This window comes from Stenotrophomonas sp. IS26 (assembly GCF_054188265.1).
Genome location: NZ_JBSZJV010000006.1, coordinates 111,162 through 136,468, shown reverse-complemented (window position 1 = coordinate 136,468; position 25,307 = coordinate 111,162). Strand labels below are relative to the sequence as shown.

Annotated in this window: 17 protein-coding genes; 11 read left to right on the top strand and 6 right to left on the bottom strand. The window is 68.2% G+C overall.

The annotated features are described in order from the left end of the window. Nucleotides 1-36: 36 nt before the first annotated feature. Nucleotides 37-1,842 (bottom strand): DNA helicase RecQ, encoded by a 1,806-nt coding sequence (gene recQ / locus ACW6W5_RS07815; protein ID WP_152151915.1) that lies wholly within the window; start codon nucleotides 1,840-1,842, stop codon nucleotides 37-39. Nucleotides 1,843-2,483: 641 nt separating this feature from the next. Beyond that, a complete protein-coding gene (locus ACW6W5_RS07810; RefSeq protein ID WP_019185151.1) occupies nucleotides 2,484-3,035 on the bottom strand; it encodes a Dps family protein in 552 nt (183 codons plus the stop codon). A gap of 96 nt (nucleotides 3,036-3,131) precedes the next feature. On the opposite strand from ACW6W5_RS07810, the gene hrpA reads away from it, so the two are divergent. Further along, nucleotides 3,132-7,235 (top strand): ATP-dependent RNA helicase HrpA, encoded by a 4,104-nt coding sequence (gene hrpA, locus ACW6W5_RS07805; protein WP_152151917.1) that lies wholly within the window; start codon nucleotides 3,132-3,134, stop codon nucleotides 7,233-7,235. Nucleotides 7,236-7,292: 57 nt separating this feature from the next. Here the strand turns inward: hrpA and ACW6W5_RS07800 are convergent, their stop codons facing one another. Further along, a complete protein-coding gene (locus tag ACW6W5_RS07800; protein WP_121039078.1) occupies nucleotides 7,293-7,817 on the bottom strand; it encodes a hypothetical protein in 525 nt (174 codons plus the stop codon). Between the two features lie 132 nt (nucleotides 7,818-7,949). Between ACW6W5_RS07800 and ACW6W5_RS07795 the strand changes: the two genes are divergently transcribed. Together ACW6W5_RS07795 and ACW6W5_RS07790 are read left to right on the top strand one after the other, a co-directional pair. Then, nucleotides 7,950-10,103, top strand: a complete 2,154-nt coding sequence (locus ACW6W5_RS07795) for a RelA/SpoT family protein (protein ID WP_152151919.1) — start codon at nucleotides 7,950-7,952, stop codon at nucleotides 10,101-10,103. Nucleotides 10,104-10,132: 29 nt separating this feature from the next. Continuing rightward, complete coding sequence (locus tag ACW6W5_RS07790; protein WP_152151921.1) at nucleotides 10,133-11,695, top strand: hypothetical protein; 1,563 nt, start codon at nucleotides 10,133-10,135, stop codon at nucleotides 11,693-11,695. Here the strand turns inward: ACW6W5_RS07790 and ACW6W5_RS07785 are convergent. Continuing rightward, nucleotides 11,692-13,791, bottom strand: a complete 2,100-nt coding sequence (locus tag ACW6W5_RS07785; RefSeq protein ID WP_152151923.1) for a glycosyltransferase — start codon at nucleotides 13,789-13,791, stop codon at nucleotides 11,692-11,694. The genes ACW6W5_RS07790 and ACW6W5_RS07785 overlap by 4 nt on opposite strands. Nucleotides 13,792-13,887: 96 nt before the next feature. Between ACW6W5_RS07785 and mrcB the strand changes: the two genes are divergently transcribed. The 4 genes from mrcB to tsaB all read left to right on the top strand — a co-directional run bounded on the left by mrcB (nucleotide 13,888) and on the right by tsaB (nucleotide 19,716). Further along, nucleotides 13,888-16,329 (top strand): penicillin-binding protein 1B, encoded by a 2,442-nt coding sequence (gene mrcB, locus ACW6W5_RS07780; RefSeq protein ID WP_152151925.1) that lies wholly within the window; start codon nucleotides 13,888-13,890, stop codon nucleotides 16,327-16,329. 15 nt (nucleotides 16,330-16,344) lie between these two features. After that, complete coding sequence (locus tag ACW6W5_RS07775) at nucleotides 16,345-16,872, top strand: hypothetical protein (protein ID WP_121039063.1); 528 nt, start codon at nucleotides 16,345-16,347, stop codon at nucleotides 16,870-16,872. Between the two features lie 70 nt (nucleotides 16,873-16,942). Then, entirely contained in the window at nucleotides 16,943-19,000 is a 2,058-nt protein-coding gene (locus tag ACW6W5_RS07770) for an ATP-dependent DNA helicase (protein WP_121039060.1), read from the top strand. 5 nt (nucleotides 19,001-19,005) lie between these two features. Beyond that, complete coding sequence (gene tsaB / locus ACW6W5_RS07765; protein WP_152151927.1) at nucleotides 19,006-19,716, top strand: tRNA (adenosine(37)-N6)-threonylcarbamoyltransferase complex dimerization subunit type 1 TsaB; 711 nt, start codon at nucleotides 19,006-19,008, stop codon at nucleotides 19,714-19,716. 105 nt (nucleotides 19,717-19,821) lie between these two features. Here tsaB and ACW6W5_RS07760 read toward each other — a convergent pair whose 3' ends face one another. After that, complete coding sequence (locus ACW6W5_RS07760) at nucleotides 19,822-20,709, bottom strand: energy transducer TonB family protein (RefSeq protein WP_152151929.1); 888 nt, start codon at nucleotides 20,707-20,709, stop codon at nucleotides 19,822-19,824. Further along, complete coding sequence (gene gshB, locus ACW6W5_RS07755) at nucleotides 20,706-21,656, bottom strand: glutathione synthase (protein ID WP_152151931.1); 951 nt, start codon at nucleotides 21,654-21,656, stop codon at nucleotides 20,706-20,708. The genes ACW6W5_RS07760 and gshB overlap by 4 nt, the downstream gene beginning before the upstream one ends. 257 nt (nucleotides 21,657-21,913) lie before the next feature. Here gshB and pilG point away from each other — a divergent pair, with 257 nt between their 5' ends. The 4 genes from pilG to ACW6W5_RS07735 are packed head-to-tail and all read left to right on the top strand — an operon-like array spanning nucleotide 21,914 to nucleotide 25,306. After that, nucleotides 21,914-22,315, top strand: coding sequence for a twitching motility response regulator PilG (gene pilG / locus ACW6W5_RS07750; protein WP_121039045.1), 402 nt, complete (start codon nucleotides 21,914-21,916; stop codon nucleotides 22,313-22,315). Nucleotides 22,316-22,333: 18 nt separating this feature from the next. Next, entirely contained in the window at nucleotides 22,334-22,696 is a 363-nt protein-coding gene (locus tag ACW6W5_RS07745) for a response regulator (RefSeq protein WP_019185138.1), read from the top strand. Then, on the top strand, nucleotides 22,696-23,226 hold the full coding sequence (locus tag ACW6W5_RS07740; RefSeq protein ID WP_088432919.1) for a chemotaxis protein CheW: 531 nt from the start codon (nucleotides 22,696-22,698) through the stop codon (nucleotides 23,224-23,226). The genes ACW6W5_RS07745 and ACW6W5_RS07740 overlap by 1 nt, the downstream gene beginning before the upstream one ends. 43 nt (nucleotides 23,227-23,269) lie before the next feature. Further along, complete coding sequence (locus ACW6W5_RS07735) at nucleotides 23,270-25,306, top strand: methyl-accepting chemotaxis protein (protein WP_088432920.1); 2,037 nt, start codon at nucleotides 23,270-23,272, stop codon at nucleotides 25,304-25,306. The last annotated feature ends 1 nt before the right edge of the window (nucleotide 25,307 follow it).

Sequence of the window (25,307 nt, the reverse complement as noted above, 5' to 3'; positions counted from 1 at the left end):
ACTCTGGAGCCGGGTCTGACTGAACGCGCCGGGGCATCAGCCTTCCTCGCGCACGATCTCGACCAGGCGGTCGCCGTAGCGGGCCAGCTTGGTGCCGCCGATGCCACCGACCCGGCCCAGGGCGTCAACGCTGGTGGGGCGCTGTTCGGCGATATTGCGCAGGGTGCTGTCGTGGAAGATCACGAAGGCCGGCACGTTCTGCTCGCGCGCGAGTTCGGCACGCAGGCCACGCAGCGCATTGAACAGCGCCAGATCCTGCGGCAGCACCGACAGGCCGGTGCGCTGGCCGCTGCGGTCACGCTCGCGGGCGGCCTTGGGTGTTTCGCGCCGCATCATGACCTTGCGCTGGCCCTTGAGCACCTCGCGGCTGCCATCGGTCAGGCGCAGGCCACCGTACGCGCTGCTGTCCACCTCGAGCAGGCTGGAGGCGACCAGCTGGCGGAACACGCTGCGCCAGCTGCGGGCATCCAGGTCCTTGCCGATCCCGTAGGTACTCAGCTCGGTATGCCCGAACTGACGGACCTTCTCGTTGTCACCGCCGCGCAGGATGTCGATCAGATGGCCGACACCGAAGCGCTGCCCGCTGCGGTAGACGCAGCTCAGCGCTTTCTGGGCGGCGACGCTGGCATCCCAGGCATCCGGCGGCAGCAGGCAGTTGTCGCAGTTGCCGCAGGGTTGGGGATAGGTTTCCCCGAACCCGGCCAGCAGCACCTGGCGGCGGCATTGCATGGATTCGCAGTAGCCGAGCAGGTGGTCGAGTTTGGACCGTTCGAGCGTTTTGCGGTCTTCGCCGGCTTCGGACTGTTCGATCATCTGCTTGAGCAGCACGACGTCGCCGAGCCCATAGCAGAGCCAGGCTTCGGCAGGCTCGCCATCGCGCCCCGCGCGGCCGGTTTCCTGGTAATACCCTTCCATCGATTTGGGCAGATCGGTATGCGCGACGAAGCGCACGTCCGGCTTATCGATGCCCATGCCGAAGGCGATGGTGGCGCACATGACGATGCCATCCTCGCGCAGGAAGCGGCGCTGGTTGGCGGCGCGTACCTCGGCGGGCAGGCCAGCGTGGTAGGGCAGGGCGTTCATCCCTTCCTTGCACAGGAATTCGGCGGTTTCTTCCACCTTGCGCCGCGACATGCAGTAGACGATACCGGCTTCCTGACGGTGGACCTTCAGGAAGTCCAGCAGCTGGCGCTTGGCATTGTCTTTCTGGACGACGGTATAGCGGATGTTGGGCCGGTCGAACGAACTGACGAAGTGCTGGGCGTTGGTCAGGTCCAGGCGTTCGGCGATTTCGCGCTGGGTCGGCGGATCGGCGGTGGCGGTCAGCGCGATGCGCGGGACGTCGGGCCAGCGCTCGTGCAGGACGGTGAGCTGGCGGTATTCGGGGCGGAAGTCGTGGCCCCACTGCGAGACGCAATGGGCTTCATCGATGGCGAACAGCGCGATCCGGCTGCGCGAGAGCAGCGAGAGGAAGCGGCCGGTCAGCAGTCGCTCGGGGGCGACGTAGAGCATGTCCAGTTCGCCGGCGAGCAGTTCGCGCTCGACCCGGGCGGCGGTTTCGCCATCAAGGGTGGAGTTGAGGTATTCGGCGCGGACGCCGAGCTGGCGCAGGGCTTCGACCTGGTCCTGCATGAGGGCGATCAGCGGCGAGATGACGATGCCGGTGCCGTCGCGGAGCAGGGAGGGGACCTGGTAGCAGAGCGATTTGCCGCCGCCGGTGGGCATGAGGACGAGCGCGTCATTGCCGGCGGCGACATGCTCGACGATCGCTTGCTGCGGACCGCGGAATTCGTCGTAACCAAAGATGCGGCTGAGCAGGTCGTGCGCGGGGCGGGAAGACATCGCGCTAGTTTACCTTGCCCAGGCTACGGGCCGTGTCCTCTGATGCCGGATCGGTGTGTAGGGATGCCGGGAGCCAAGGCATCAAAGCCTCAAGGCCTCAAAGGCAGAGGCTCAAAGCGCCGGGCGTTCCGTCTTACGGGTTTGGCGCGGTGTGGGTGGGCCTGCAGGACCCGCCGTGAACCCGTCCATGGGGGCTCGTAGTGCGCCATCCATGGCGCCCAACGGTCCTGCAAACCCACCCACACCGCGCCGTCGACACGTGGCTGGTGTCCAGAGGAGAGCCAAGTCAAGGGCCGCTCAAGAGCCGGTCACGAACCAGTCAAACGCGCACAGGCGCCAATCGGCGCCTGTGGGTTGTTGCCTGTTGCATCTAGACGTTGCATCTCGACGGGGTGACTTGGCTACTTGCGGCGGGCTGCTTTGGCTTGCCCCACCGTCCATCCAGATCTGTCTGGCGAGTGGGGGCCAGGCCCTGACGGGACCGTCAGGGCGCCAAGGATGGCGCCCACGAGCCCCCAGGGATGGGTTTACGGCGCGTCCCGGCAGGGCCTGGCCCCCGCTCGCCAACACGGAGACCCCGTCAGCCAATGCCTCTGCCTTCGCTTTCAGTCAGCCAGCCAAGCCTGCCGCAACACAAACCCTTACTGCAGCAGCGAACGCAGCATCCAGGCGTACTTTTCGTGGGTCTGCAGACGCTGGGTCATCAGATCCTCGGTCGGTGCGTCGTCCGCATCGTCGGCCACGTCCAGCACTTTGCGCGCCGTACGGCACACAGCCTCGTTGGCGGTGACCAACTGGCGTACCATTTCACGCCAGTCCGCGCTGTCGGTCAGGCCCGGCTCCTCGGCGATCGAGGTCAGGGCCGCGAACTCGCGGTACGAGCCCGGGGCATTGAAGCCCAGTGCACGGATGCGTTCAGCCACGTCATCCAGGGCCGCCCACTGTTCGGTGTACTGGGTCTCGAACATGGTGTGCAGCGAGTTGAACATCGACCCGGTCACGTTCCAATGGAAATTGTGGGTCTTCAGGTAGAGCGTGAACGCATCGGCCTGGAAGGCCGACAGTCCATCGGCGATCTTCTTGCGATCGCCCTCCTTGATCCCGATATCGATGTTCGGGGCCGACGGGGCCGCCGCGCCGAGCTTCTGCTTGGCAGTCTTGGGCTTTGCCGGGGTCTTGGTCGTCTTCGCCATGGGAGAACTCCTTATGGATGGGATGAATCGGATGGCCTTCACAATAGATCAGGCTACCCTTTCAGTAGTAAACAAAAGTTCTAAACGAATCGATTGATGAGCGCTATCGAAAAACCACATGCAGCACGCCTGGCCCAGCAGCAGGCCGCCATCAACGGGGCCATGAGCCGCGACCGCGGTCGTTTGCTGGGGATGCTCTCGCGTTGGCGGGCCAAACCGGCGGATACGGGTCTGGCGGCGGCGTTCGAGCAGGCCTTGCAGGCGTCCGTGCAGCGCCGTGAAGCGCGTGCGCTGAATCAGCCGACCATCACTCTGGACGAGCAACTGCCGATTGCGCGTGAAGCCGAGGCCATCACCGCGCTGATCCGCGACCACCAGGTCGTGGTGATCGCCGGTGAAACCGGCTCGGGCAAGACCACCCAGCTGCCCAAGCTGTGCCTGGCCGCCGGCCGTGGCACCGCCGGCATGATCGGCTGCACCCAGCCGCGACGGATCGCCGCACGTGCCGTGGCGACCCGCGTGGCGCAGGAACTGCAGTCCGAGCTGGGCACCACGGTGGGTTACCAGGTGCGCTTCACCGATCGCGTCGGTGACGACACCCGCATCAAGTTCATGACCGACGGCATCCTGCTGGCCGAGATCAGCAGTGACCGCTGGCTGTCCAACTACGACACGATCATCGTCGACGAGGCGCACGAACGCAGCCTCAACATCGATTTCCTGCTCGGCTATCTGAAGCAGCTGCTGAAGAAGCGCCCCGACCTGAAACTGATCGTCACCTCGGCGACCATCGACACCTCGCGCTTCGCCCAGCATTTCGACGATGCCCCGGTGATCAGCGTGGAAGGCCGCACGTTCCCGGTGGAGGTGCGTTACCGGCCGCTGGAAGGCGAGGGCGGTGGCGAGGCGGACGGTGGGCGCGATGGCGAGCGCACCGTCAATGATGCGGTGGTCGCGGCGGTGGATGAAATCACCCGGATCGACCCGCGCGGCGACATCCTGCTGTTCTTCCCGGGCGAGCGCGAAATCCGCGATGCGCACCAGTCGCTGGAACGGCGCAAGTACCGTGGCACCGACGTGCTGCCGCTGTATGCGCGGCTGTCGGTCAAGGATCAGGACCTGGTCTTCAACCCGGGCGCCAACCGGCGCATCGTGCTGGCCACCAACGTCGCTGAGACGTCGCTGACGGTGCCGCGCATCCGCTATGTGATCGACCCGGGTTTCGCCCGCATCAAGCGCTACAGCCCGCGCCAGAAGCTGGACCGGCTGCACATCGAGGCGGTCTCGCAGGCCAGCGCCAACCAGCGCAAGGGCCGCTGCGGCCGGGTGTCCGAAGGTATCTGTTACCGGCTGTATTCCGAAGCGGATTTCCAGTCGCGCCCGGAATTCACCGATCCGGAGATCCGCCGTTCCAGCCTGTCCGGGGTGATCCTGCGGATGCTGCAGCTCGGCCTCGGTCGGATCGAGGATTTCCCGTTCCTGGAAGCGCCGGATGAACGCGCGGTCGCCGATGGCTGGCAGCAGTTGGGTGAGCTGGGTGCGGTCGATGCCGAGCGCCGCCTGACGCCGATCGGCCGTCAGATGGCGCGCCTGCCGGTGGACGTGAAACTGGCCCGCATGCTGGTCGCCGCGCAGGCCCAGGGCTGCCTGCGGCCGATGCTGGTGATCGCCTCGTTCCTGGGTATCCAGGACCCCCGTGAGCGCCCGCCGGAAGCGCGCGCCGCCGCCGACAATGCGCATGCGCTGTTCGCCGATGGGCGTTCGGAATTTGTCGGCGTGCTGCGCCTGTGGGACGGCTACCGCCAGGCCCACGAAGACCTGACCCAGTCCAAGCTGCGTGACTGGTGCGGGCGGCATTTCCTTGGTTTCCTGCGCATGCGCGAGTGGCGGGAGCTGCATCGTCAGCTGCGCGTGCTGTGTGAGGAACTGGGATGGAGCGAAGAGCCGGCGGAGACATCGTTGGCACCGTTGCTTGCCGGATCCTCGGCGCCTGCCCCGGCGCGCGATGACGGGGCCAAGATCAAGGCGACGCGTGGCCAGCAGCACCGTGCCGCACGCCTGGCCCGTGAAGGGAAATCCGAGCCGACCCCTGCCCAGAACACGCCGGCGCCGGTCAAGGGGGCCGATTCCGAGGCGCGCAACGCATTCAGCGACAAAGTACGCGCGGCGGCCTACCAGACCCTCCACCGTGCCTTGATCGCCGGCCTGCCCACGCAGATCGGCCACCGCAGCGACAAGGGCGATTTCCTGGCGCCGCGCCAGCGCCGCTTCCTGCCGTTCCCGGGCTCGACTCTGGCCAAGCGGCCGCCGCCGTGGCTGCTCACCGCGACCTTGCTGGATACCCAGAAAATCTGGGGCCTGACCAACGCGGCGATCGAGCCGGACTGGGTCATCAACGAACTGCCGCATCTGCTGCTGCGCAAGCACTTCGACCCGCACTGGTCGCGCGCGCAGGGCCAGGTACTGGCCTCCGAGCAGATCAGTCTGTTCGGGCTGGTGCTGGCCCCGAAGAAGCCGGTGCACTACGGCCGCATCGCGCCGGGCGAGGCACACGATATCTTCGTGCGGCAGGGCCTGGTGACTGGCGAAATCAACACCCGTGCCGGCTTCGTCGCCGACAACCTCAAGGTGTTGGAGCAGGCGCGCGAAGAAGAGGCCAAGCTGCGCCGTGCCGGCATCGTCGCCGACGAAGGCTGGCAGGCGCGCTGGTACCTGGACCGGATTCCGGCCGAGATCCATTCGGCGATGGGCCTGGATACCTGGTGGAAGGCGCTGGCACCGGAGAAGCGCCGCGCGCTGCCGTGGACGCTGGCCGATCTGCTGCCGGGCGACGGCAGCGACGCCGAGCGTTATCCCAACTACCTGCCGCTGGGCGATGCGCGCTTGCCGCTGCACTACACCTTCGAACCAGGCGCCGACGAAGATGGCGTGACGTTGGAGGTGCCGCTGCATCTGCTCAACGCACTCGATCCGGCACGGTTGTCGTGGCTGGCGCCCGGCTTCGTGGCCGACAAGGCCGCCGCGTTGATCCGCAGCCTGCCCAAGGCGATGCGCCGCAACTATGTACCGGCACCGGACTTCGGTCGCGCGTTCGCCGAGGCCTTCGCCGAGCCGACCGCCGATGACATCCGTGGTGAGCTGGCGCGGTTCCTGTCCCGCGCGACCGGTGCAAAACTGGCGGCGACCGATTTCGACAACGCGTCGCTGGAGACGCACCTGCACATGAATCTGCGCCTGCGCGACGCAGACGGCAACGTATTGGCAACCTCACGCGATCTGGATGCACTGCGTGCCCGCTTCGGCGACCAGGCCGGTGACGCCTTCGCCGCACGTGCCGGGCGTGCGCTGGCGGCGGACGGGTTGCGCGATTTCCCCGCCAGCCCGATCCCGCTGCAGGTGCCCGGCGAAGCCGGCGTGCCGGCCTATCCTGCGTTGGTCGATCAGGGCGAGACCGCCGCGTTGAAGATCTTTGCCGATCGCAACGAGGCGCTGGAGCAGCATCCGCTTGGCGTGCGCCGCCTGCTGGAGATCGCGCTGGCCGACAAGGCCAAGCAAGCGCGCAAACAATTGCCGGTGCCGCCCAAAACCGGCCTGCTGTATGCCGCTATCGAATCGCAGGAGCGGCTGCGTGGTGATCTGGTCGATGCGGCGATGAACGCCGTGCTGGCTGATGGGCTGGGCGATATCCGCGATCCGGCAACGTTCGCCAAACGCAGTGCCGAGGCGGGCAAGGCGTTGTTCGGCGAGGCGATGGCGCGGCTGAAGCTGGCCGACAACATCCTCGCCCACGTGGCCGAACTCAAACCACAGCTGGAAGCGCCGCTGATGGGCTGGGCGCGTGGCAACCTGGATGACATGGAGCAGCAGCTTGCCGCCCTGGTCCATGCCGGTTTCCTGCGTGACACGCCGGCCGACGCGCTGGCGCAGTACCCGCGCTATCTGCGTGCGATGATCCTGCGCACCGAGCGCGCCAAGCGCGATCCGCCACGCGATCAGGCCCGCATGCTGGAACTGCGTCCGTTCCTGGATGCGCTGGCACAGGCCGACGCACGCGGCCTGCGCAAGCGACCCCAGTGGCAGGACCTGCGCTGGGATCTGGAAGAATTGCGGGTCTCGCTGTTCGCCCAGGAGCTGGGCGCAAAGACCGGCATTTCGGCCAAGAAGCTGGCCCAGCGCGTCGCTGCGCTGCAGAAGGCCTGATCCGGCAACTGCCCCGTGCCGATTCGGCGCGGGGCGCTGGGGGGGACCTGAACCGGCTTACTTGACGCGGCGCACCTTGGCGCGGGTATTGACGCCCTGGACCTGCATGTACCACGCGCCGCCGACGCCGGCAGCGATGCTGACCTCCGGCGACTGGCGGCGGACACCACCGACCTGGACGTCGTCGATCTGCTCCCATTCCTGAGTGTTGGCGAGCACGTAACGCTGCCCCTTGCCGAAGCCGCGGAACTCTCCGGTCAAGGCGCTTTTGATCGGCTCCTTGGTGCCGAAGTCGAAGAAGCCGTGGTTTTTCACGATCACTTCCTGACGACCCTCTTCGCGGGCCTCTTCGCGGGCCTGTTCGCGTGCATCGGCCGCCAGCGCCGCCACTTTGCCCTGCAGCCAGTTGTTGAGCTCGGCCAGTTCCTGCGGCGTGAGCTTCTCCAGCCCGGCGGCCTTGAACTCGGCCGGCGACATCTGCTGCTGCAGATCGCCTTCCACCACGCGCTGGGCCAGCGCCGGTAGCGAGAGGCTCATCATGACGGCCGCACAGGCCAACAACCGCAGACGGGAAAAGCGCATGGCAGGGTCTCTCCTAGGGATAGCCGCAGTGTAGTGCCAGCGCCGGGGCATGTGCACATGCAGGTGATGGCGATTGTCGGGGGGGCGCTGCGGCGCTAGTGTAGGTGGCCTCTGTCTTGTCTGTACGATGCTGTGAACCGCGCTTCCTCCCCCGGCCTGGATGGCTTGTTGACCCGACCCTCGGTGGCTTCGCTGCCGCCTGAGCTGCGCGAGGCATTGCTGCAGCGCTGGCAGCAACCCGAGGCCGATCTGGAAAGGCGCGCGGGCTGGCCGGTGCTGGCCGATACGCTCGATGCGCTGTCATTGCTCTCGGCCGACGAGTCTGCCTTGCTGGCCACGTTGCTGTTCGATCTGCCGTGGTTGCGTGCCGGGCTGGACACGCTGCCGATCGGTGCGCTCAAGCCGGTGGTCGTCGGCCTGCTGGACGGTCTGGACGCTGCCGACCAGGTCTGGGCGCTGCACGCCGGGCGCGAGGGCGGGCGCAACAGCGAAGGCCTGCGCCGCCTGCTGCTCTCGATCATCCGCGATCTGCGTGTGGTGCCGATCCTGCTCGCCCGCCAGCTGGCCCGCATGCGCGGTGCCGATCGCTTGCCCGAGGACGAACGGCGCGCGCTGGCCCAGCTCACCCGCGACATCCACGCGCCGCTGGCCAACCGGCTCGGCATCTGGCAATTGAAGTGGGAGCTGGAGGATCTGGCGTTCCGCCACCTGGAACCGGAGACCTACCGCCGCATCGCGCGCGAGGTGGATGAAACGCGCTTGGCGCGCGAGCGCTATGTCGAGGGCGTCAAAAAGGCGCTGTCGCGTGAACTGCTGGCGCAAGGCATCCGTGCCGAGGTCAGCGGCCGCCCGAAGCACATCTACAGCATCTGGCGGAAGATGCAGAAGAAGCGGCTGGCGTTCGAGCAGTTGTACGACATCCGCGCCGTGCGCGTGATGGTGGACGACGTGGCCGCCTGCTACGCCGCGCTGGGCGTGGTGCATGCACTGTGGGCGCCGGTGCCGAGCGAATTCGACGATTACATCGCACGCCCGAAAGCCAACGATTACCGTTCGCTGCATACCGCCGTGATCGGCCCGGAAGGGCGCACCATCGAAGTGCAGATCCGCACCCACGACATGCATGCCCAGGCCGAGCTCGGCGTGGCCGCGCACTGGCGCTACAAGGAAGGCAGCAAAGGCGCGGAAAAGGCGTTCGACCGCAAGATCACCTGGATGCGCCAGCTGTTGGAGCAATCCCAGGATGGACATGCCAGTGAGCTGGCCGGGGCGCTGGATGCCGAGCTGACCGAAGACCGGGTCTACGCGCTCAGTCCCAAGGACGAGGTGATGGACCTGCCGCAGGGCGCCACGCCGTTGGATTTTGCTTACCACGTGCACACCATGGTCGGGCACCGCTGCCGTGGGGCGAAGGTCAACGGCCGCATCGTGCCGTTGACCTACCGCCTGCGCAGCGGCGACCGGGTCGAGATCCTGACCGGCAAGGAGGCCGACCCCCGGCGCGACTGGCTGCTGGCCTCCAGCGGTTTCCTGGCCAGCAACCGCTCGCGTGAGAAGGTGCGCGGCTGGTTCCACAAGCTGGACCGCGCGCGCAATGTGCAGGCCGGCCGCGAGCTGCTCGAGCGCGAACTCAAGCGCCTCGGCCTGCAGCACGCCGATCTGGCCATCGCGGTGAAGAAGTTCCACGCCGACAGCGTCGATGATCTCTACATCCAGGTGGCCTTGGGTGACACCGGGCCGAACCAGGTCAGCCGCACACTGCTGGAAGCCGAGCGTGCCGCCAGCCAGCCGGCGGTGCCTGCCCTGCCGCGCCCGACGGCGCGGCGCGACAGCGTGCGCAGCGCCGATTTCACCGTCCAGGGCGTGGGCAATCTGCTCGTGCAGCTCGCCCGGTGCTGCCAGCCCGTGGCCGGTGAGCCGATCGTCGGGTACCTCACGCGTGCGCGCGGCGTCACCGTGCACCGCACCGACTGTGCCGCGCTGGCACGTCTGGCCGCGGCCAGCCCGCAGCGCATTCTTCCGGTGGAGTGGGGCCAGGCCGGCGGTGGCTATGAAGTGGACGTGGTGGTCGACGCGGTCGACCGGCGCTGGCTGCTCAAGGACATCACCAACCTGATCGCGCAGGAGGATGCCTATGTGCTGGACATCCACAGCGACAACGTCCGCAACAGTGGCCGTGCGCATCTGCGTCTGCGCTTGAAGGTCAGCGACTACGGCCAGCTTTCGACCCTGCTGGGCAAGCTGGACGCGCTGCCCGGTGTCAGCGAAGCCCGGCGTCTAGGCTGAGCTCACGTGCCCCACGCTAGGCTCGCGCCATGAGCCGGGACGATGACAGGCATGACGCCGCCCACGAGGCACTGCGACGGGTGCGCCGCGAAGGCCGCTGGTGGTGGTTGCAGGCGCGCCATGCCCGGCGCATCTGGCGGTGGGCGTTGTTGGTGGCCGTGCTGCTGTTCGTCAGCCTGGCACTGTTGCGCCGGCCGCTGGCCAACTGGTTCTGGAACGAACCGCAGATCGAGCAGCTGCTCGACCAGGGCGATCGCGCGCTGGCCGCGGGCCGGTTGAGTGCGGCAGACGGTCGTGGCGCACGTGAATCCTTCCAGGCCGCGCTGGCGCTGGACAACGACCGCTTGCAGGCGCGCAGCGGTCTGGCACGCACGGGCCAGGCTGCCCTGCAGCAGGCGCGGGATGCGCTGGACCGGGGCAATGCACCGGCGGCGACCGCCGCGCTGGCGCTGGCCCGCGAACTGCAGGTGCCGCAGCGCGACGCCGATGCGGTGGCGCAGCAGCTGCACGCACACGACCAGGCACGCGCGGGGATCGGGGCGTTGCTTGGTCGCGCCGAAGCGGCCTTGCAGGCGCAGCGGCTCGAGGGCAGCCCCGACAGCGCACTGCCGTTGTTCCAGCAGGTGCTGGCGCTGTCCCCCAACCAGGTGCGCGCGCTGGAGGGGCGCGAGGATGCGCTGTCCGATCTCCTCCAGCAGGCGCGCACGGCGGCCGGCCGCGGCGATGTGGCCAGGGCTGCGGCGCTGGTGCGCAGCGCGCGTGGCTTCGATGCCGGCCATGTCGATCTGCCGGCCACCCAGGAAGCGCTGAACAACGCGCTGGAGCGACGCCAGCGCGAGGGCGAGATCGCGCTGCGCCGACAGAAGCTGGAGGTTGCGGCCGATGCCTTCGCCGCGGTGCTTTCGGCGCTGCCCGACGATCCTGCCGCGCGCCGTGGCCAGCTGCAGGTCGCCGATGCGCAGCTCACGCGTGCGACGCGGCTGGCCGGCAACTTCCGCTTCGAAGACGCAGCCCGGGCGCTTCAGGTGGCGCAATCGCTGGGCGCGTCCACGCGTTCGGTGGAGGCGGCCCGCCATGTGATCGAGCAGGCGCAGCGCTCCCAGGCGGCACTGAAGACCCCGGCGGTGCCGAGGGCGCAGCGCGAACGCACAATGCAGCGTCTGCTCACGCGCCTGGCGGAGGCGGAGGACCGTGGCAACTTCCTGGACCCGCCCGGACGCAGTGCCTACGACGCCCTGCGCGAGGCCCAGGGCGTCGCGCCGCAGGACCCGCGGGTGCGTGCCGCCGCGCAGCGCCTGCTGCCCGCAAGCCGGCAGTGCTTTGAAGATCGCCTGCGCGAGAACCGTGTGCTGGCCGCGGGGGCCTGTCTGGACGCCTGGCAGACGCTGTCGACCAATGATGCCACCCAGGCCGCCGCGCGGCGGCGGCTGGCGCAGCGCTGGCTGGCCATCGGCAGCGAGCGCCTGGGCTCGGGTGACATCGCTTACGCGCAGCAGGCGCTGCAGCAGGCGCAGCGCTGGCAACCGGACCTGCCGGAATTGCCGGCCTTCGCCGAGCGCCTGCGCAGCGCCGGCGGTGGCTCGGGCACTTAATCCAGGAACACCCGCTGCACGGTGGCGCGGGCCGCATCCAGCGAGAAATGATCCACGATGTTCTGCAGCCCAGCGGTCGAGAGCCGGCGCCACAGGGCCTTGTCCTGGTAAAGCTGCACCACGGCCTGCGCGAATGCCTCGGCATCGTCGGCCACCAGCACATCCTCGCCATCGCGCAGGTGCATGCCTTCCACGCCACAGGTCGTGGCGACCACCGGCTGCCCATGCGCCATGCTGAGATTCACCTTGCCCTTCACGCCTGCACCGAAGCGCAGCGGCGCGACGGCGATGCGGATGCCATCCATGTAGGGCACCACGTCCGGCACGAACCCGTGGATCTCCACGCCCGGCTGGGTCGCGGCCAGCGCGCGCAGGGTATCGGGCACGGCCGCGCCGATGCAGTGGAAACGGATGTCGGGCAGGTGTGCGCGGATGCGCGCGAAGACCTCACCGATGAACCACTGCATGGCATCCAGGTTGGGCGGATGACGGAAGCCACCGACGAACACCAGATCGCGCCGCTCGGCCCAGTCAGGGCCGGCCCCAGCAACCTCGTGCAGGTTGGAGATCAGTTCCACGGTCGCGCCTGGCGCATCGACGCGCAGCTGCTCGCGCTCGGCCGCGCTGACCAGCACCGTCACATCCACCTGTTCCATCACCGCCAGCTCGCGTGCGCGGGTGCGCTCGGCATTGCGCAGCAGCCCTGCATCACCGGCGATCTCCGCACCACGGCGTTCGCGCAGGTAGTGCAGGTCAACGGTATCGAAGACCGTGCGGGCCTGCGGCGCAAAGCTGCGCAGCAGCGGCAGGCACTCGTGGGCGACGTGGTAGCGGACCATCATCACCACATCGAAGCGGGTGCCGTTGGCGCGCAGCCACGGCGCCACACCGTCCAGATACGGGGCGTACCAGACCTCCACGCCAAGCGCCTGCAGCGCCTCGGTGGCCGCGCCGCCGTGCTCGCGCCGGGTCGGCCCGAACACCACGTGGACCCCGGCTTCAAGCAGCATGCGGATCAGGTTGTACTGGCGCAGCGAGGCCGAGTCGCGGTCCGGCTGCGGCACTTCTTCATCCAGGATCAGGACCTGGCGCTGGGCACGGTGCAGCAGGACTGGCGAGGGAACGCTGCCGACGGCGGGCTGCGCCTGCAGTGCGTCGGCCCACTTCGCCGCGAACACGCCGCGGTTGCGGACCTGGTAAGCCTTGATCCCGCTGCCGGTATCGGTGCCGTTGCTGGTGCCCTCGTCATGCACCACCCGGCTGGCCGGTTGTACCAGTACGCGGTGGCCGCTGGCGCGCACGGCGAAAGCCAGGTCGGTGTCTTCGTAATACGCCGGCTTGTAGCGCAGATCGAAGCCGCCGATCTCCTCCCACAGCGCGCGCCGGATCATCAGCGCCGCACCGGAGCAGTAGTCGGCATCGCGCAGCGCGCTGTAGCGCGGATCTTCGGGCGATTCGAAGCGGCCGTAGCTCCAACCACTGCCATCCTGGAAGATCACCCCGCCCGACTCCTGCAGGCGGCCGTCGGGGTAGAGCAGCTGTGAACCGACCAGGCCGGCGCGCGGCACCCGGGCGAAGGTGGCGAGCAGCGCATCCAGCCAGCCGGGCTGCGGCACAGTGTCGTTGTTGAGCAGCACCACGTACTGACCACGCGAACGCGCGACGCCATCGTTGCAGGCCTCGATGAAGCCGCCGTTGCTCGCCCGTATTTCATAGCGCAGGCCGCGGATCTGCGGCATCCAGGTGATCGTCTCGTCGCTGCTGCCGTCGTCCACCACCAGGATCTCGCAGGCGACCTGCGGTGGATGCGCGGCCAGTGCCCGCAGGCAGGCCAACGTATGCGCGGCGTGGTTGTAGACCGGAATGATGATGCTGACCACCGGGCGCTCGCTGGCGGGGACGGTGAACGGCGCGAACGCTGTGGCCTCCGGCAGGTACAGGGGCGCCCCGCGTGGCGCCGGCACGGCCTGGGTATGGACCCGGATGCGCTGCCAGGTAGCACGCCAGCCCCGGGTGCGCAGACTGGCCAGGCTGCGACGGAACAGGCCGAGCATGCGGTTCAGGAAATAGCGAGCATCGGCCAAGGACATCGACATCCCGTTGCAACTCCAGCTTAAGCGGGGGAACCCGGGAGAACGCGCCGCTCGCGGTGGCTGCGTTAGACTCGCCGGAATCCATATTCTCGCATCCCCGTGCCCCGACGCTACGATTCCGACGACATCGACGAGTTCGACGACGACACCGAAAGCCGCGGCCCGCTGTGGCGGCGCCGGTTGATCACCTGGAGCATGGCGGCTGTCGCGCTGGGGTTGGGCTTCCTGATCCCCTATACGGTGTACCTGAACCAACAGGTCACCCAGCGCTTCGGTGAGCTGCGCTGGCAGATTCCCACCCGTGTCTATGCGCGCCCGCTGCCGCTGGCGCCCGGCGTGGCGATGGATGCGGCCACGCTCAAGACCGAGCTGGCGGCTTCCGCCTACCGGGATGACGGGATCGGCAAGTCGCCGGCCACGTATACGCAGGAGGGAGGGCGTTTCGTCATCTCCAGCCGTGGCTACAACGACGTCGATGGTCGGGTCGCCCCGCGCCGCGTCGAGCTGAGCCTGTCCGGCGGGTCGATCGCTTCGCTGCGTGACCCCGACACCCGCAAGGCGCTGAAGGCCGCGCGTCTGGATCCGGCCCGTATCGCCACGCTGTACGGCCAGAAGCAGGAAGAGCGCCGGCTGGTGCGGATTGAAGAGACCCCCGAGCTGCTGGTCACCGGCCTGCAGGCGGTGGAGGACAAGGACTTCAACCGCCACCACGGCATCGACCTGAGCGGCATCGCCCGCGCGATCTGGGTGACCGTGCGTTCCGGTGGCCAGAGCCGCCAGGGCGCCTCGACCCTGACCCAGCAGCTGGCCCGCAGCGGCCTGCTCGGGATCGGCAAAGAGCAGACCGTCACCCGCAAGTTCAATGAGGTGCTGTACGCGCTGATCATGGAGGCGCGCTACGACAAGCGCACCATCCTGGAGGCCTACCTCAACCAGGTCTACCTGGGCCAGCGCGGCAGCCAGGCGATCCACGGCATGTCCTCGGGCGCGGAGTTCTGGTTCGGGCGTGATCTGGCCTCGCTCAATACCGAGCACGTGGCGCTGCTGATCGGCCTGGTCAAGGGCCCGTCCTATTACGATCCGCGCCGCAATCCCGAGCGCGCGCTGGATCGCCGCAATTTCGTGCTGGGCAAACTGCGCGACGCCAACCTGATCGACGATGCCGAGTACACGCGTGCGGTCGATGCGCCGCTGGGCGTGCCCAAGACCCCGGGCCTGATCGCGGCCAATCGTTTCCCGGCCTATGTCGATCTGGTCCGTCGCCAGCTTGGCCACGATTACCCCGAGTCGGTGCTGCAGGGCGCCGGCCTGAGCGTGATGACCGGCATGGCACCGTCGGCGCAGGCGTATGCCGAAGGCGCGGTCACCAAGACGATCAAATCACTGGAAAGCAAGCGCCGTCCCGCGTTGCAGGCCGGCCTGGTGCTGACCGACGTGCACAACGGGGATGTGCTGGCCGTGGTCGGCAGCCGTGACGTCTCCGAACCGGGCTTCAACCGCGCCATCGAGGCGCAGCGCCCGGTCGGTTCGCTGCTCAAGCCGTTCGTGTATCTGCTGGCGCTGGCGCAGCCGGACCGCTACTCGCTGTCCAGTTGGGTCGACGATTCGCCGGTGACGGTGCAGCTCAGCCGCGGCAAGCAGTGGTCCCCCGGCAACGCGGACAACCGCAGCCACGGCACGGTCCGCCTGATCGATGCGCTGGCCCATTCCTACAACCAGGCCACGGTCCGGGTAGGCATGCAGGTGGGTCCGGAGCGGGTCACGCAGTTGATCCATGTGCTGGCGGGCATCAAGGCCGAGCCCAATCCCGCGGTGATCCTGGGCTCCACGGATCAAAGCCCGTATGCGATGGCCCAGCTGTATCAGTTCCTGGCCTCGGGCGGCGAGATCCAGCCGCTGCATGCGGTGCGTGGCGTGCTCGATCCGCAGGGCAAGCTGATGAAGCGCTACGACAAGACCCCGGCGCCGGCGCAGGAAGGGGACTCGATTGCCGCCAACCTGATCAGCATCGGTCTGCAGCAGGTCGTGGCCAGCGGTACCGCGCAGCGCCTCAACGCCGACGGCCTGGGCCGCCTGCAGCCGGCGGGCAAGACCGGCACCACCAACGACGGCCGCGACAGCTGGTACGCCGGCTACACCGGTGACCATCTGGCTGTGATCTGGATGGGCAATGACCAGAACGAACAGGCCGGGCTGTATGGTGCGACCGGCTCGATGCGGGTCTGGTCCGGCATTTTCCAGCGCCTGCCCAGCTCGCCGCTGAAGGTCAGCAACAAGGGCCTGGACTGGCAGTACGTGGAGGCCAGCGGCACGGCCACCACCGATGAAGCCTGCCCCGGCGCGCGTCGCTTCCCGTTCGTGGTGGGTTACACCCCGGCCTATGTACCGTGCACCGCGCCGAGCGCCTTGCCGGAAGGCGAGGGTGGCGAACAGAGTGAAGGCGGTGGCTGGCGCAGTTGGTTCGGCCTGGAGAAAAAGCCCGAGCCTGCCCCCGAACCGGCGCAGAATGCACCGGTCGCCACCCCCGCGCGTCAACCCTGATCGAGGCCTGCCTGCATGACCACCCGTTTCCTGATCCGTTCCGCGTCGCTTGCCACGCTGTGCCTCGCGCTGGCGGCCTGCGTCACTCCGCCGCCGGTGGTGAAGGCACCGGTCGACACCACCACGCCGGCCCAGCGCCTGGCCGCCGTGGATGCCGCCGCGGGCAATGACGACAAAGAGCTGGCCGTGCAGCCGCTGCGCGACAGCGAGGTGGAAGACCTGCGCCAGGCCGCGCATGCCCGTCGCCAGGCCAACGATCTGACCGGCGCTGCGGCGGCGCTCGATCAGGCGCTGGCGATCATGGCCTCGGATCCGTCGGTGCTGCAGGACCGTGCCGAGATCGCCCTGCTGCAGGGCGATTGGGCGGCGGCGGAAACCTTCGCCCGCAAGTCGGTCGAACTGGGCTCCAAGACCGGCCCGCTGTGCCGCCGCCATTGGGCAACGATCGAGCAGTCGCGCCTGGCCCGCGGTGAAAAAGAAAATGCCGCCTCGGCGCATGCCCAGCTGGAAGGCTGCACAGTGCCGGGCATCATGCGCTACTGAGGCCAGCGCGACAGCGGATGCGTGACGGCGTAGCGCCGGGCGCAGCCCGGCAGCCTCTATCATTGTCGTCATGTCCCAACTTGCCCACGCCAGCCGCGATGCCCTCAGTGAGGGCGGTGCGCTCGCCAGCCAGCTCGATGCTTTCGTACCTCGCCCGGCCCAGCTGCGCCTGACCGCGGCGATCGCCGAAGCCTTCGACCAGCGCGACGTGCTGCTGGCCGAGGCCGGCACCGGCACCGGCAAGACCTATGCGTATCTGGTGCCCGCGCTGCTGTCCGGGCTGAAGACCATCATCTCCACCGGCACCCGCGCGCTGCAGGATCAGCTGTATCACCGCGATCTGCCGCGCGTGCGGGCCGCGCTCGGTGTGGGCCACAGCAGTGCGCTGCTGAAGGGGCGCGCCAATTATCTGTGCCGCTATCGGCTGCAGCAGGCCCGGGGCGAACCCCGCTTCAGTTCCCCCGAGCAGGTCGCGCAGTTCCAGCGCATCCTGGCCTGGTCCGGGCGCACGAAGTACGGCGACATGGCCGAGCTGGAGGCGTTGCCGGAGGACTCGCCGCTGTACCCGATGGTGACCTCCACCGTCGATAACTGCCTGGGCACCGAGTGCCCGTTCTGGGATGACTGCTTCGTCGTGCAGGCACGGCAGCGGGCGCAGGCGGCCGACGTGGTGGTGGTCAACCACCACCTGCTGCTGGCCGATCTGGCGCTCAAGCAGGAAGGTTTCGGCGAGATCCTGCCGGGTGCGCAGGCGTTCGTGATCGACGAGGCGCACCAGTTGCCCGAACTGGCGGCCAACTTCTTCGGTGAAGGCTTCGGCATGCGCCCGTGGCAGGAGCTGGCACGCGACTGCCTGGCAGAGAGCCGCAGCGTGGCCGGTGCGCAGGCGGCCCTGCAGGAGCCCGCGGCCGCGCTGGAGCAGACCCTGCGCGACCTGCGCGTGGCGATGGATGGCCTGCCGCCGCGCGGCACCCAGTGGCGGGCGTTGACCGTGCCGCAGGTGCGCGATGGCTTCGATGCGGCGATGAGTACGCTGGTGCAGCTGCGCGATGCGCTGGCCGGCGTGCGCGAGGCGTCGCCCGGTCTGGATGCCTGCCATGCGCGCGCGATGGAAGCGGTCTCACGGTTGTCGCGCTGGCTGGGCGACGATGCGCCGATGCTGGATTTCGACACCGATCCGGACCAAGCGCCGCCACCAGCGGAGGTGCTCTGGTATGAACTGACACCACGCGGTTTCCGCTGCCAGCGCACGCCGATGGATGTTTCCGGTCCGCTGCGCGAGCATCGGCAGCGCTCGATGGCGGCCTGGGTGTTCACCTCGGCCACGCTGACCGTGGACGGTGGTTTCGAGCATATTTCCCAGCGGCTGGGCCTGGAGGATCCGGTCAGCCTGCTGCAGCCCAGCCCGTTCGACTGGGCCCACCAGGCGCTGTGCTATCTGCCGACCGATCTGCCCGATCCGGCCGCGCGCGGCTTCGGCACCGCGTTGATCCGCGCACTGACGCCGGTACTGGAGGCCTCGCACGGCCGTGCGTTCCTGTTGTTCGCCTCGCACCGCGCACTGCGCGAAGCGGCCGAGGCCCTGCGCGATGCACCGTGGCCGCTGTTCGTGCAGGGCGAGGCGCCGCGCGCGACCCTGCTGCAGCGCTTCCGTGAATCGGGCAACGGCGTCCTGCTGGGCTCGGCCAGTTTCCGCGAGGGCGTGGACGTGGTCGGCGATGCGCTCAGCGTGGTGGTGATCGACAAGCTTCCCTTCGCCGCGCCGGACGATCCGGTGTTCGAAGCGCGGCTGGATGCAATCCGCCGCGACGGCGGCAACCCGTTCCGCGATGAGCAGCTGCCGCAGGCGGTGATTGCGCTCAAGCAGGGCGTGGGCCGCCTGATCCGCAGCGAAACCGATCGCGGTGTGCTGGTGCTGTGTGATCCACGCCTGCTCAGCCGTGGCTATGGCCGGATCTTCCTGGATTCACTGCCGCCGTTCCGGCGTACCCGTTCGCTGACCGATGTGCAGGCCTTCTTTGCGCCACAATGGCCCGTCGCTGACCCCACACCCGTCGCTGCGCCTGCATCACCGCCGCCCGTGCAACGTCTGCCGTCCACCGATGACTTTCCCACTTCCCTGTTCTGACCGCCATGAAACTGCTCGCCTTTGAAACCGCCACCGAAGCCTGTTCCGTTGCCCTGTATGTGGATGGGCAGGTCAGCGAGCGCTTCGAGATCGCCCCGCGCCGCCATGCCGAGCTGAGCCTGCCCTGGGCCGAGGCGCTGCTGGCCGAAGCGGGGGTGGCCCGTTCGCAGCTGGATGCGATCGCGTTGGGGCGGGGGCCGGGCGCGTTCACCGGCGTGCGGCTGGCCATCGCCATCGCCCAAGGGATCGCCCTGGCGCTGGACCGCCCGCTGATCGCGGTCTCCACCCTGCAGGCGCTGGCGCTGCGTGCCCCGGCGGAAGCCGATCATGTACTGGCCAGCATCGACGCGCGCATGGGCGAGGTCTATGCCGCACGCCACATCCGCGTGGACGGGCAGTGGCAGCTGCAGGGCGAGGAGAGCGTGTGCGCGCCCGAGCAGGTCGTGTTGCCTGAGGGCACGCACTGGTTCGGCGTGGGGACTGGCTTCGGCGCGGCCGACGGCGTGCTGGCGACGCGGTTGGCCGATCAACTGACCGGCGTGGACGCGCTGGCGCTGCCGCGGGCGTCGGACGTGCTGGCCTTGGCGGTACCCGCGTTCCAGCGCGGCGAGGGCGTGGCGCCGGAGCTGGTGGAGCCGGCGTATCTGCGCAACAACGTGGCACTGACCCTGGTGGAACAGCAGGCGGCGCGGGCGGCGAAGCAGGCGGCTTCTTGAAGCCGGTCGCCTTGTAATGCCCCAGCCACGCATGGCGTGGCTCTACATGCAGGTTGCGTAGTGGGCGGTAGGGCCACGCCGTGCGTGGCTGCGCCCTGCGCCCGATCAGCGGTCGTCGCGCAGCTCGCCGCCGGGCAGGAACACCCAGGTGCGGGTCACCTGCAGGATGTCGATCGCATCCTCGGTTCTGGGCAGCGGCGGGAACGGCTGGGCCAGCGTGATCACGCGCAGCGCGGTTTCATCCAGCAACGGCGTGCCGCTCGACTGCAGGATGCGGGCACTTTCGACCGTGCCATCGCGGCGCACACCGACCGTGATCACCACCTGGCCACCGAGCCGGCGGGCGCGGGCCTCATCGGGATAATTCAGATTGCCGACGCGCTCGGCGCGGTCGACCCACGCGCGCAGATAGGTGGCATAGGCGTATTCGCGGGTGCTGGCCGAGACGAACTTGCGGTTCGGCCGCTTGGCGTACTGGGCCGAGCGCAGGTGTACCTCGGCGGCCAGTCGTGCCATCTCCACGTCGCGCTGCTCGCGGGCGGTCATCGGTGCATCCGGGCGGGGGTGCTCGGGAAGCGGCTGTGATTGCGCCTCGGCGATGGTGTCGGCGCCATTGCGGCTGTTGACCACGCGGGTCTGCGGCGGCGGAACGCTGGCTGCCTCCTGGCGCTGTTGCGGCACCGGTGACAGCCCGGCCTGTGCCTGCGGCACGATCCCGGCCTGGTTGTCGCGCGGGCGCTGCGCCTTGTCGTGGTCGCCACCGCCCTGCTGATTGGCCTGGGCCAGGAAATCGGCCTGCTTGGGGGTCAGCGGGGTCTGGGTCTGGCTGAAGATCACATCCAGGGTGGGCACCAGCGGCGCGCTGTCACTGACCGCGAAGCCGACTCCCAGCAGCAGCAACGCGTGCACGAGCACGGACAGCGTCAGGGTCGCGCCCAGCCGCTGGGATTCGCGCGCCTGCCACGTCGGGGCCGGGACGACGCTGGCGCTCATCGCGGCAGGCTGGCCTCGATCGCATCGAACAGGGTGCCGGCGATGTTCAGTCCGAACTGAGCGTCGAGCTCGCGCACGCAGGTCGGGCTGGTGACATTGACTTCGGTCAGGTAATCGCCGATCACGTCCAGGCCGACGAAGCGCATGCCGCGCCGCTTCATCTCCGGCCCGACCTGGGCGGCGATCCAGCGGTCGCGCTCGCTCAGCGGGCGGCCTTCGCCACGGCCACCGGCGGCCAGGTTGCCACGGAACTCATCGCCCTGCGGAATCCGCGCCAGGCAGTAGTCCACCGGCTCGCCATCGACCAGCAGGATGCGCTTGTCGCCGGCGGTGATGTCCGGGATGAATTTCTGCGCCAGGGCCAGCGTGCGCTCGCCATCGGTCAGGGTTTCCAGGATCACATTGAGGTTGGGATCACCGGTGCCGCTGCGGAAGATCGAGCGCCCGCCCATGCCGTCCAGCGGCTTGAGCACCGCCTGGCCATGTTCGAGCACGAAGGCCTTCAGGTCCGCATTGCGGCGGCTGACCAGGGTCGGCGGGCAGCACTGCGGGAACAGCAGGGCGGCCAGCTTCTCGTTGTAGTCGCGCAGGCCCTGGGGGTCGTTGACGACCATCGCACCGGCCTGCTGGGCGACGCTGAGCACATGGGTGTCGTAGATGAATTCGGCATCCACCGGCGGGTCCTTGCGCATCAGCACCACCTGGCCGGGGCCGAGCACGGTCTGGCTGAACTCGCCCAGGGTGAACCAGTCGTTCTTGTCCTCGCGCACCTGCAGCGGGGCGGTGCGGGCGATGGCCTGGCCATCGCGCAGGGCCAGCCCGCCGGGGCTGACGTAGTGCAGCGCATGGCCGCGGCGCTGGGCTTCCAGCAGCATCGCGAAGGTGGTGTCCTTGGCAATCTTGATATGGGCGATGGGGTCCATCACCACGATGACATTCAACGGCATGGTCGCAACCTGGCGGGCAGGCCGATGATGGTAGCGACAATGGGTCCGCAATGCCTGCCCGGGGGCGCGGAACGCAGTGTCCGGCCGGGCGGGCGCCGCCCCGGATTTGCGCAAACGGCCCGGCACGGGCGCCCGCCGGGCCGCTGGCGCCGGGGCCGCGGTGGGTGTGCTTGAAGCGCGCGGCGGTATTGGGATATAGATACGCTTTCGCAGCGACGCCGGGGATCAGGCAAGCGTCGCGCGCTTGGGGAAAGGTAATGACTGAATACATGGCTGCGGGTGGGGAACTCGCAGGGCTGCGCGTGATGGTCATCGATGATTCGAAGACCATCCGCAGAACCGCGGAAACCCTGCTGAAGCGGGAAGGCTGCGAAGTGGTGACCGCGACCGATGGGTTCGAGGCGTTGGCCAAGATCGCCGATCAACAGCCGCAGATCATCTTCGTGGACATCATGATGCCGCGGCTGGACGGGTATCAGACCTGTGCGCTGATCAAGGGCAACCAGCTGTTCAAGTCCACGCCGGTGATCATGCTGTCCTCCAAGGACGGCCTGTTCGACAAGGCACGCGGCCGCATCGTCGGCTCGGAGCAGTACCTGACCAAGCCATTCACGCGTGAAGAACTGCTGGGTGCCATCCGCACATACGTCAACGCCTGACCAGGGGGGAAAGGCACAATGGCTCGAATCGTACTGATCGAGGATTCACCGACCGACCGTGCGGTGTTCACGCAGTGGTTGACCAAGGCCGGTCATGAAGTCCTGGAAGCGGACAACGCCGAGGACGGGCTCAAGCTCGTGCGCGAGCAGTCACCGCAGCTGGTGCTGATGGACGTGGTCCTGCCGGGCATGAGTGGCTTCCAGGCCACCCGTGCGATGGCGCGCGACGCGGCCACCAAGCACATTCCGGTGGTCATCGTCAGCACCAAGGCGATGGAAACCGACAAGGCGTGGGGGCTGCGCCAGGGGGCGGCCGACTACATCGTCAAGCCGCCGCGCGAGGAGGAACTGATCGCGCGGATCAACCAGTTGGTGGTCTGATGCGTTCTCCTTTCGACATCCTCCAGGCCTATGAGCGGCGCAGCCTGGCCCATGCCGTGCAGCTGCCCGAGCGGCAGTTCTCGCAGGACCTGTGGCGTGGCGTCGGCTACCGCGTGGGCAAGCGCCGGCTGGTCTCGGATTTCCGCGAAGTGGTGGAAATCGTGCCGATGCCGCCGATCACCCCGGTGCCGGGCGCCCAGCCGTGGCTGCTGGGCGTGGGCAACCTGCGCGGCAACCTGTTTCCGGTGGTGGACCTGAAGTTCTTCCTGGAAGGCGAGCGCACCGTGCAGCAGGAGGGTCAGCGCGTGCTGATCATGCGCCAGGCCGGCGGCGACGTGGCATTGACCATCGATGAACTGTTCGGCCAGCGCAGCTTCGAGCTGGACCAGGACATTGTCGCCGGCGATCTGGCTACCGGCCGCTATGCGCACTTCATCGACCGTGCGTTCCACGGCGATGGCCATGACTGGGGCGTGTTCTCGCTGTCGCTGCTGTCGCGTACCCCCGAATTCAGGCAGGCCGCGGCCTGACCGCAGGCGCCTGTCTCTCCGTATTGAAGATCGAGGTTGAACGATGAGTACTGCTTCGGAATCCGCCAAGGCCGGCAAGCTCGGCTCGGTGGGCACCAATTTCTGGCTCGGCCTGCTGGCCGTGTCGATGATCGTGTTCGGCGTCAACACCGGTGTAGCGACCTGGCAGGGCAGTCGCCTGGCCAGTGCGAGCACCGATGCGGCGAACCTGCAGGTGCTCTCGCAGCAGCTGGCCAACCAGGGCCGTGAGGCGGTCTCGGGCAACGCGCAGGCGTTCACCGCGTTCAAGCTGACCAAGAGCGACATCGAAAGTACCGTCAGTGGCCTGCAGGGCCGCTACGGCACCGAAACCAATGTCGCCGGGCCGCTGAACACGCTGATCCAGACCTGGGAGCCGCTCGGCAAGAGTGCCGGCCAGCTGGTCGCCAGCGAACCGGCCGTGCTGGCCCTGGCCGGCAACGCCAACAACTTCGTCAACGGCGTGCCCGCACTGCAGGCGCAGCTGAACGAAGTGGTCCGCGCGATGTCGGCCAGTGGCGCGCCGTCCTCGCAGGTCTACAACGCCCTGCAGCAGGTCGTGGTGGTCGGCTCGATGGCCCGCCGCGTGACGGAAATGCGCGCCGGTGGCGCCAATGCGGCTGCCGCGGGCGATGCGCTCGCCCGCGACTCGGTGGTCTTCACCCAGGTGCTCGATGCGCTGCGCAACGGCAACGAGGAACTGGGCATTGCCGCGGTCCGCAACGGTCCGGCGCTGGCCGCGCTGGAGCAGTCGCAGAAGCAGTGGGACACCATGAAGCAGGATGCCGACGCGATCCTGGCCAGCTCGCGCCAGCTGTTCGCCGCGCAGTCCTCGGCCGCGGCCCTGACGGGTGGTTCGGCAGACATGCTGCGCGACAGCAAGAAGCTGTTCGAAGCCTTCTCTTCGTTCGGCTCGCTGCGCGATACCCGCCTGTTCCCCAACTTCTGGCTGGGCGTGGCCTCTGGTGCGTTTTCGCTGATCGCCATCATCGGCTTCGTCGGCAGCACGGTGCGCAGCCGCTCGCGCGAACAGGAACTGCGGTACCAGACCCAGGTGGAATACAACAGCCGCAACCAGCAGGCCATCATGCGGCTGCTGGACGAAATCAGCTCGCTGGGTGAAGGCGACCTGACGGTGAAGGCCTCGGTGACCGAGGACATGACCGGCGCCATCGCCGACGCCATCAACTACGCCGTGGATGAGCTGCGCCACCTGGTGACCACCATCAACGACACCTCGGCCAAGGTCGCCGTGTCGACCCAGGAGACCCAGGCCACCGCGATGCAGCTGGCCGAAGCGGCGGGCCACCAGGCCAACCAGATCACCTCGGCCTCCGACCGCATCGGCGAAATCGCCTCGAGCATCGAGCAGGTGTCGCGCAACTCGGCCGAGTCGGCCGACGTGGCACAGCGCTCGGTGATCATCGCCGCCGAAGGTGCCGGCGTGGTGCGCGAAACGATCCAGGGCATGGACCAGATTCGCGACCAGATCCAGGAAACCTCCAAGCGCATCAAGCGCCTGGGCGAGTCCTCGCAGGAAATCGGCTCGATCGTGGAACTGATCAACGACATTTCCGAGCAGACCAACATCCTGGCGTTGAACGCCGCGGTGCAGGCAGCTTCAGCCGGTGAGGCCGGTCGCGGTTTCGCGGTGGTGGCCGACGAAGTGCAGCGGCTGGCAGAGCGCACCTCCGGTGCGACCCGACGGATCGAAAACCTGGTGCAGGCCATTCAGGCCGATACCAACGAGGCGGTCAGCTCGATGGAGCAGACCACCGCCGAAGTGGTCTCCGGTGCACGCCTGGCCGAAGACGCCGGTACCGCGCTGACCGAAATCGAGCGCGTCTCCAACGCGTTGAACAACCTCATCAAGAACATCTCGATCGCTGCCCAGCAGCAGTCGGCCGCGGCATCGGACATCACCCGCACCATGGGCGTGATCCGTCAGATTACCGGCCAGACCTCGCAGGGCGCGGGACAGACCGCCGAGTCGATCGGCCACCTGGCACAGCTGGCGGCCGACCTGCGCCGCTCGGTCGCCGACTTCAAGCTGCCGGCGTGAG

Coding starts and splice junctions, on each gene's coding strand:
- pilG (WP_121039045.1), top strand. CDS start 21,914: ATGACTGAATACATGGCTGCGGGTGGGGAACTCGCAGGGCTGCGCGTG.
- ACW6W5_RS07770 (WP_121039060.1), top strand. CDS start 16,943: ATGTCCCAACTTGCCCACGCCAGCCGCGATGCCCTCAGTGAGGGCGGT.
- ACW6W5_RS07735 (WP_088432920.1), top strand. CDS start 23,270: ATGAGTACTGCTTCGGAATCCGCCAAGGCCGGCAAGCTCGGCTCGGTG.
- hrpA (WP_152151917.1), top strand. CDS start 3,132: ATGAGCGCTATCGAAAAACCACATGCAGCACGCCTGGCCCAGCAGCAG.
- ACW6W5_RS07810 (WP_019185151.1), bottom strand. CDS start 3,035: ATGGCGAAGACGACCAAGACCCCGGCAAAGCCCAAGACTGCCAAGCAG.
- tsaB (WP_152151927.1), top strand. CDS start 19,006: ATGAAACTGCTCGCCTTTGAAACCGCCACCGAAGCCTGTTCCGTTGCC.
- ACW6W5_RS07760 (WP_152151929.1), bottom strand. CDS start 20,709: ATGAGCGCCAGCGTCGTCCCGGCCCCGACGTGGCAGGCGCGCGAATCC.
- ACW6W5_RS07745 (WP_019185138.1), top strand. CDS start 22,334: ATGGCTCGAATCGTACTGATCGAGGATTCACCGACCGACCGTGCGGTG.
- ACW6W5_RS07800 (WP_121039078.1), bottom strand. CDS start 7,817: ATGCGCTTTTCCCGTCTGCGGTTGTTGGCCTGTGCGGCCGTCATGATG.
- ACW6W5_RS07790 (WP_152151921.1), top strand. CDS start 10,133: ATGAGCCGGGACGATGACAGGCATGACGCCGCCCACGAGGCACTGCGA.
- gshB (WP_152151931.1), bottom strand. CDS start 21,656: ATGCCGTTGAATGTCATCGTGGTGATGGACCCCATCGCCCATATCAAG.
- ACW6W5_RS07785 (WP_152151923.1), bottom strand. CDS start 13,791: ATGTCGATGTCCTTGGCCGATGCTCGCTATTTCCTGAACCGCATGCTC.
- ACW6W5_RS07775 (WP_121039063.1), top strand. CDS start 16,345: ATGACCACCCGTTTCCTGATCCGTTCCGCGTCGCTTGCCACGCTGTGC.
- ACW6W5_RS07740 (WP_088432919.1), top strand. CDS start 22,696: ATGCGTTCTCCTTTCGACATCCTCCAGGCCTATGAGCGGCGCAGCCTG.
- recQ (WP_152151915.1), bottom strand. CDS start 1,842: ATGTCTTCCCGCCCCGCGCACGACCTGCTCAGCCGCATCTTTGGTTAC.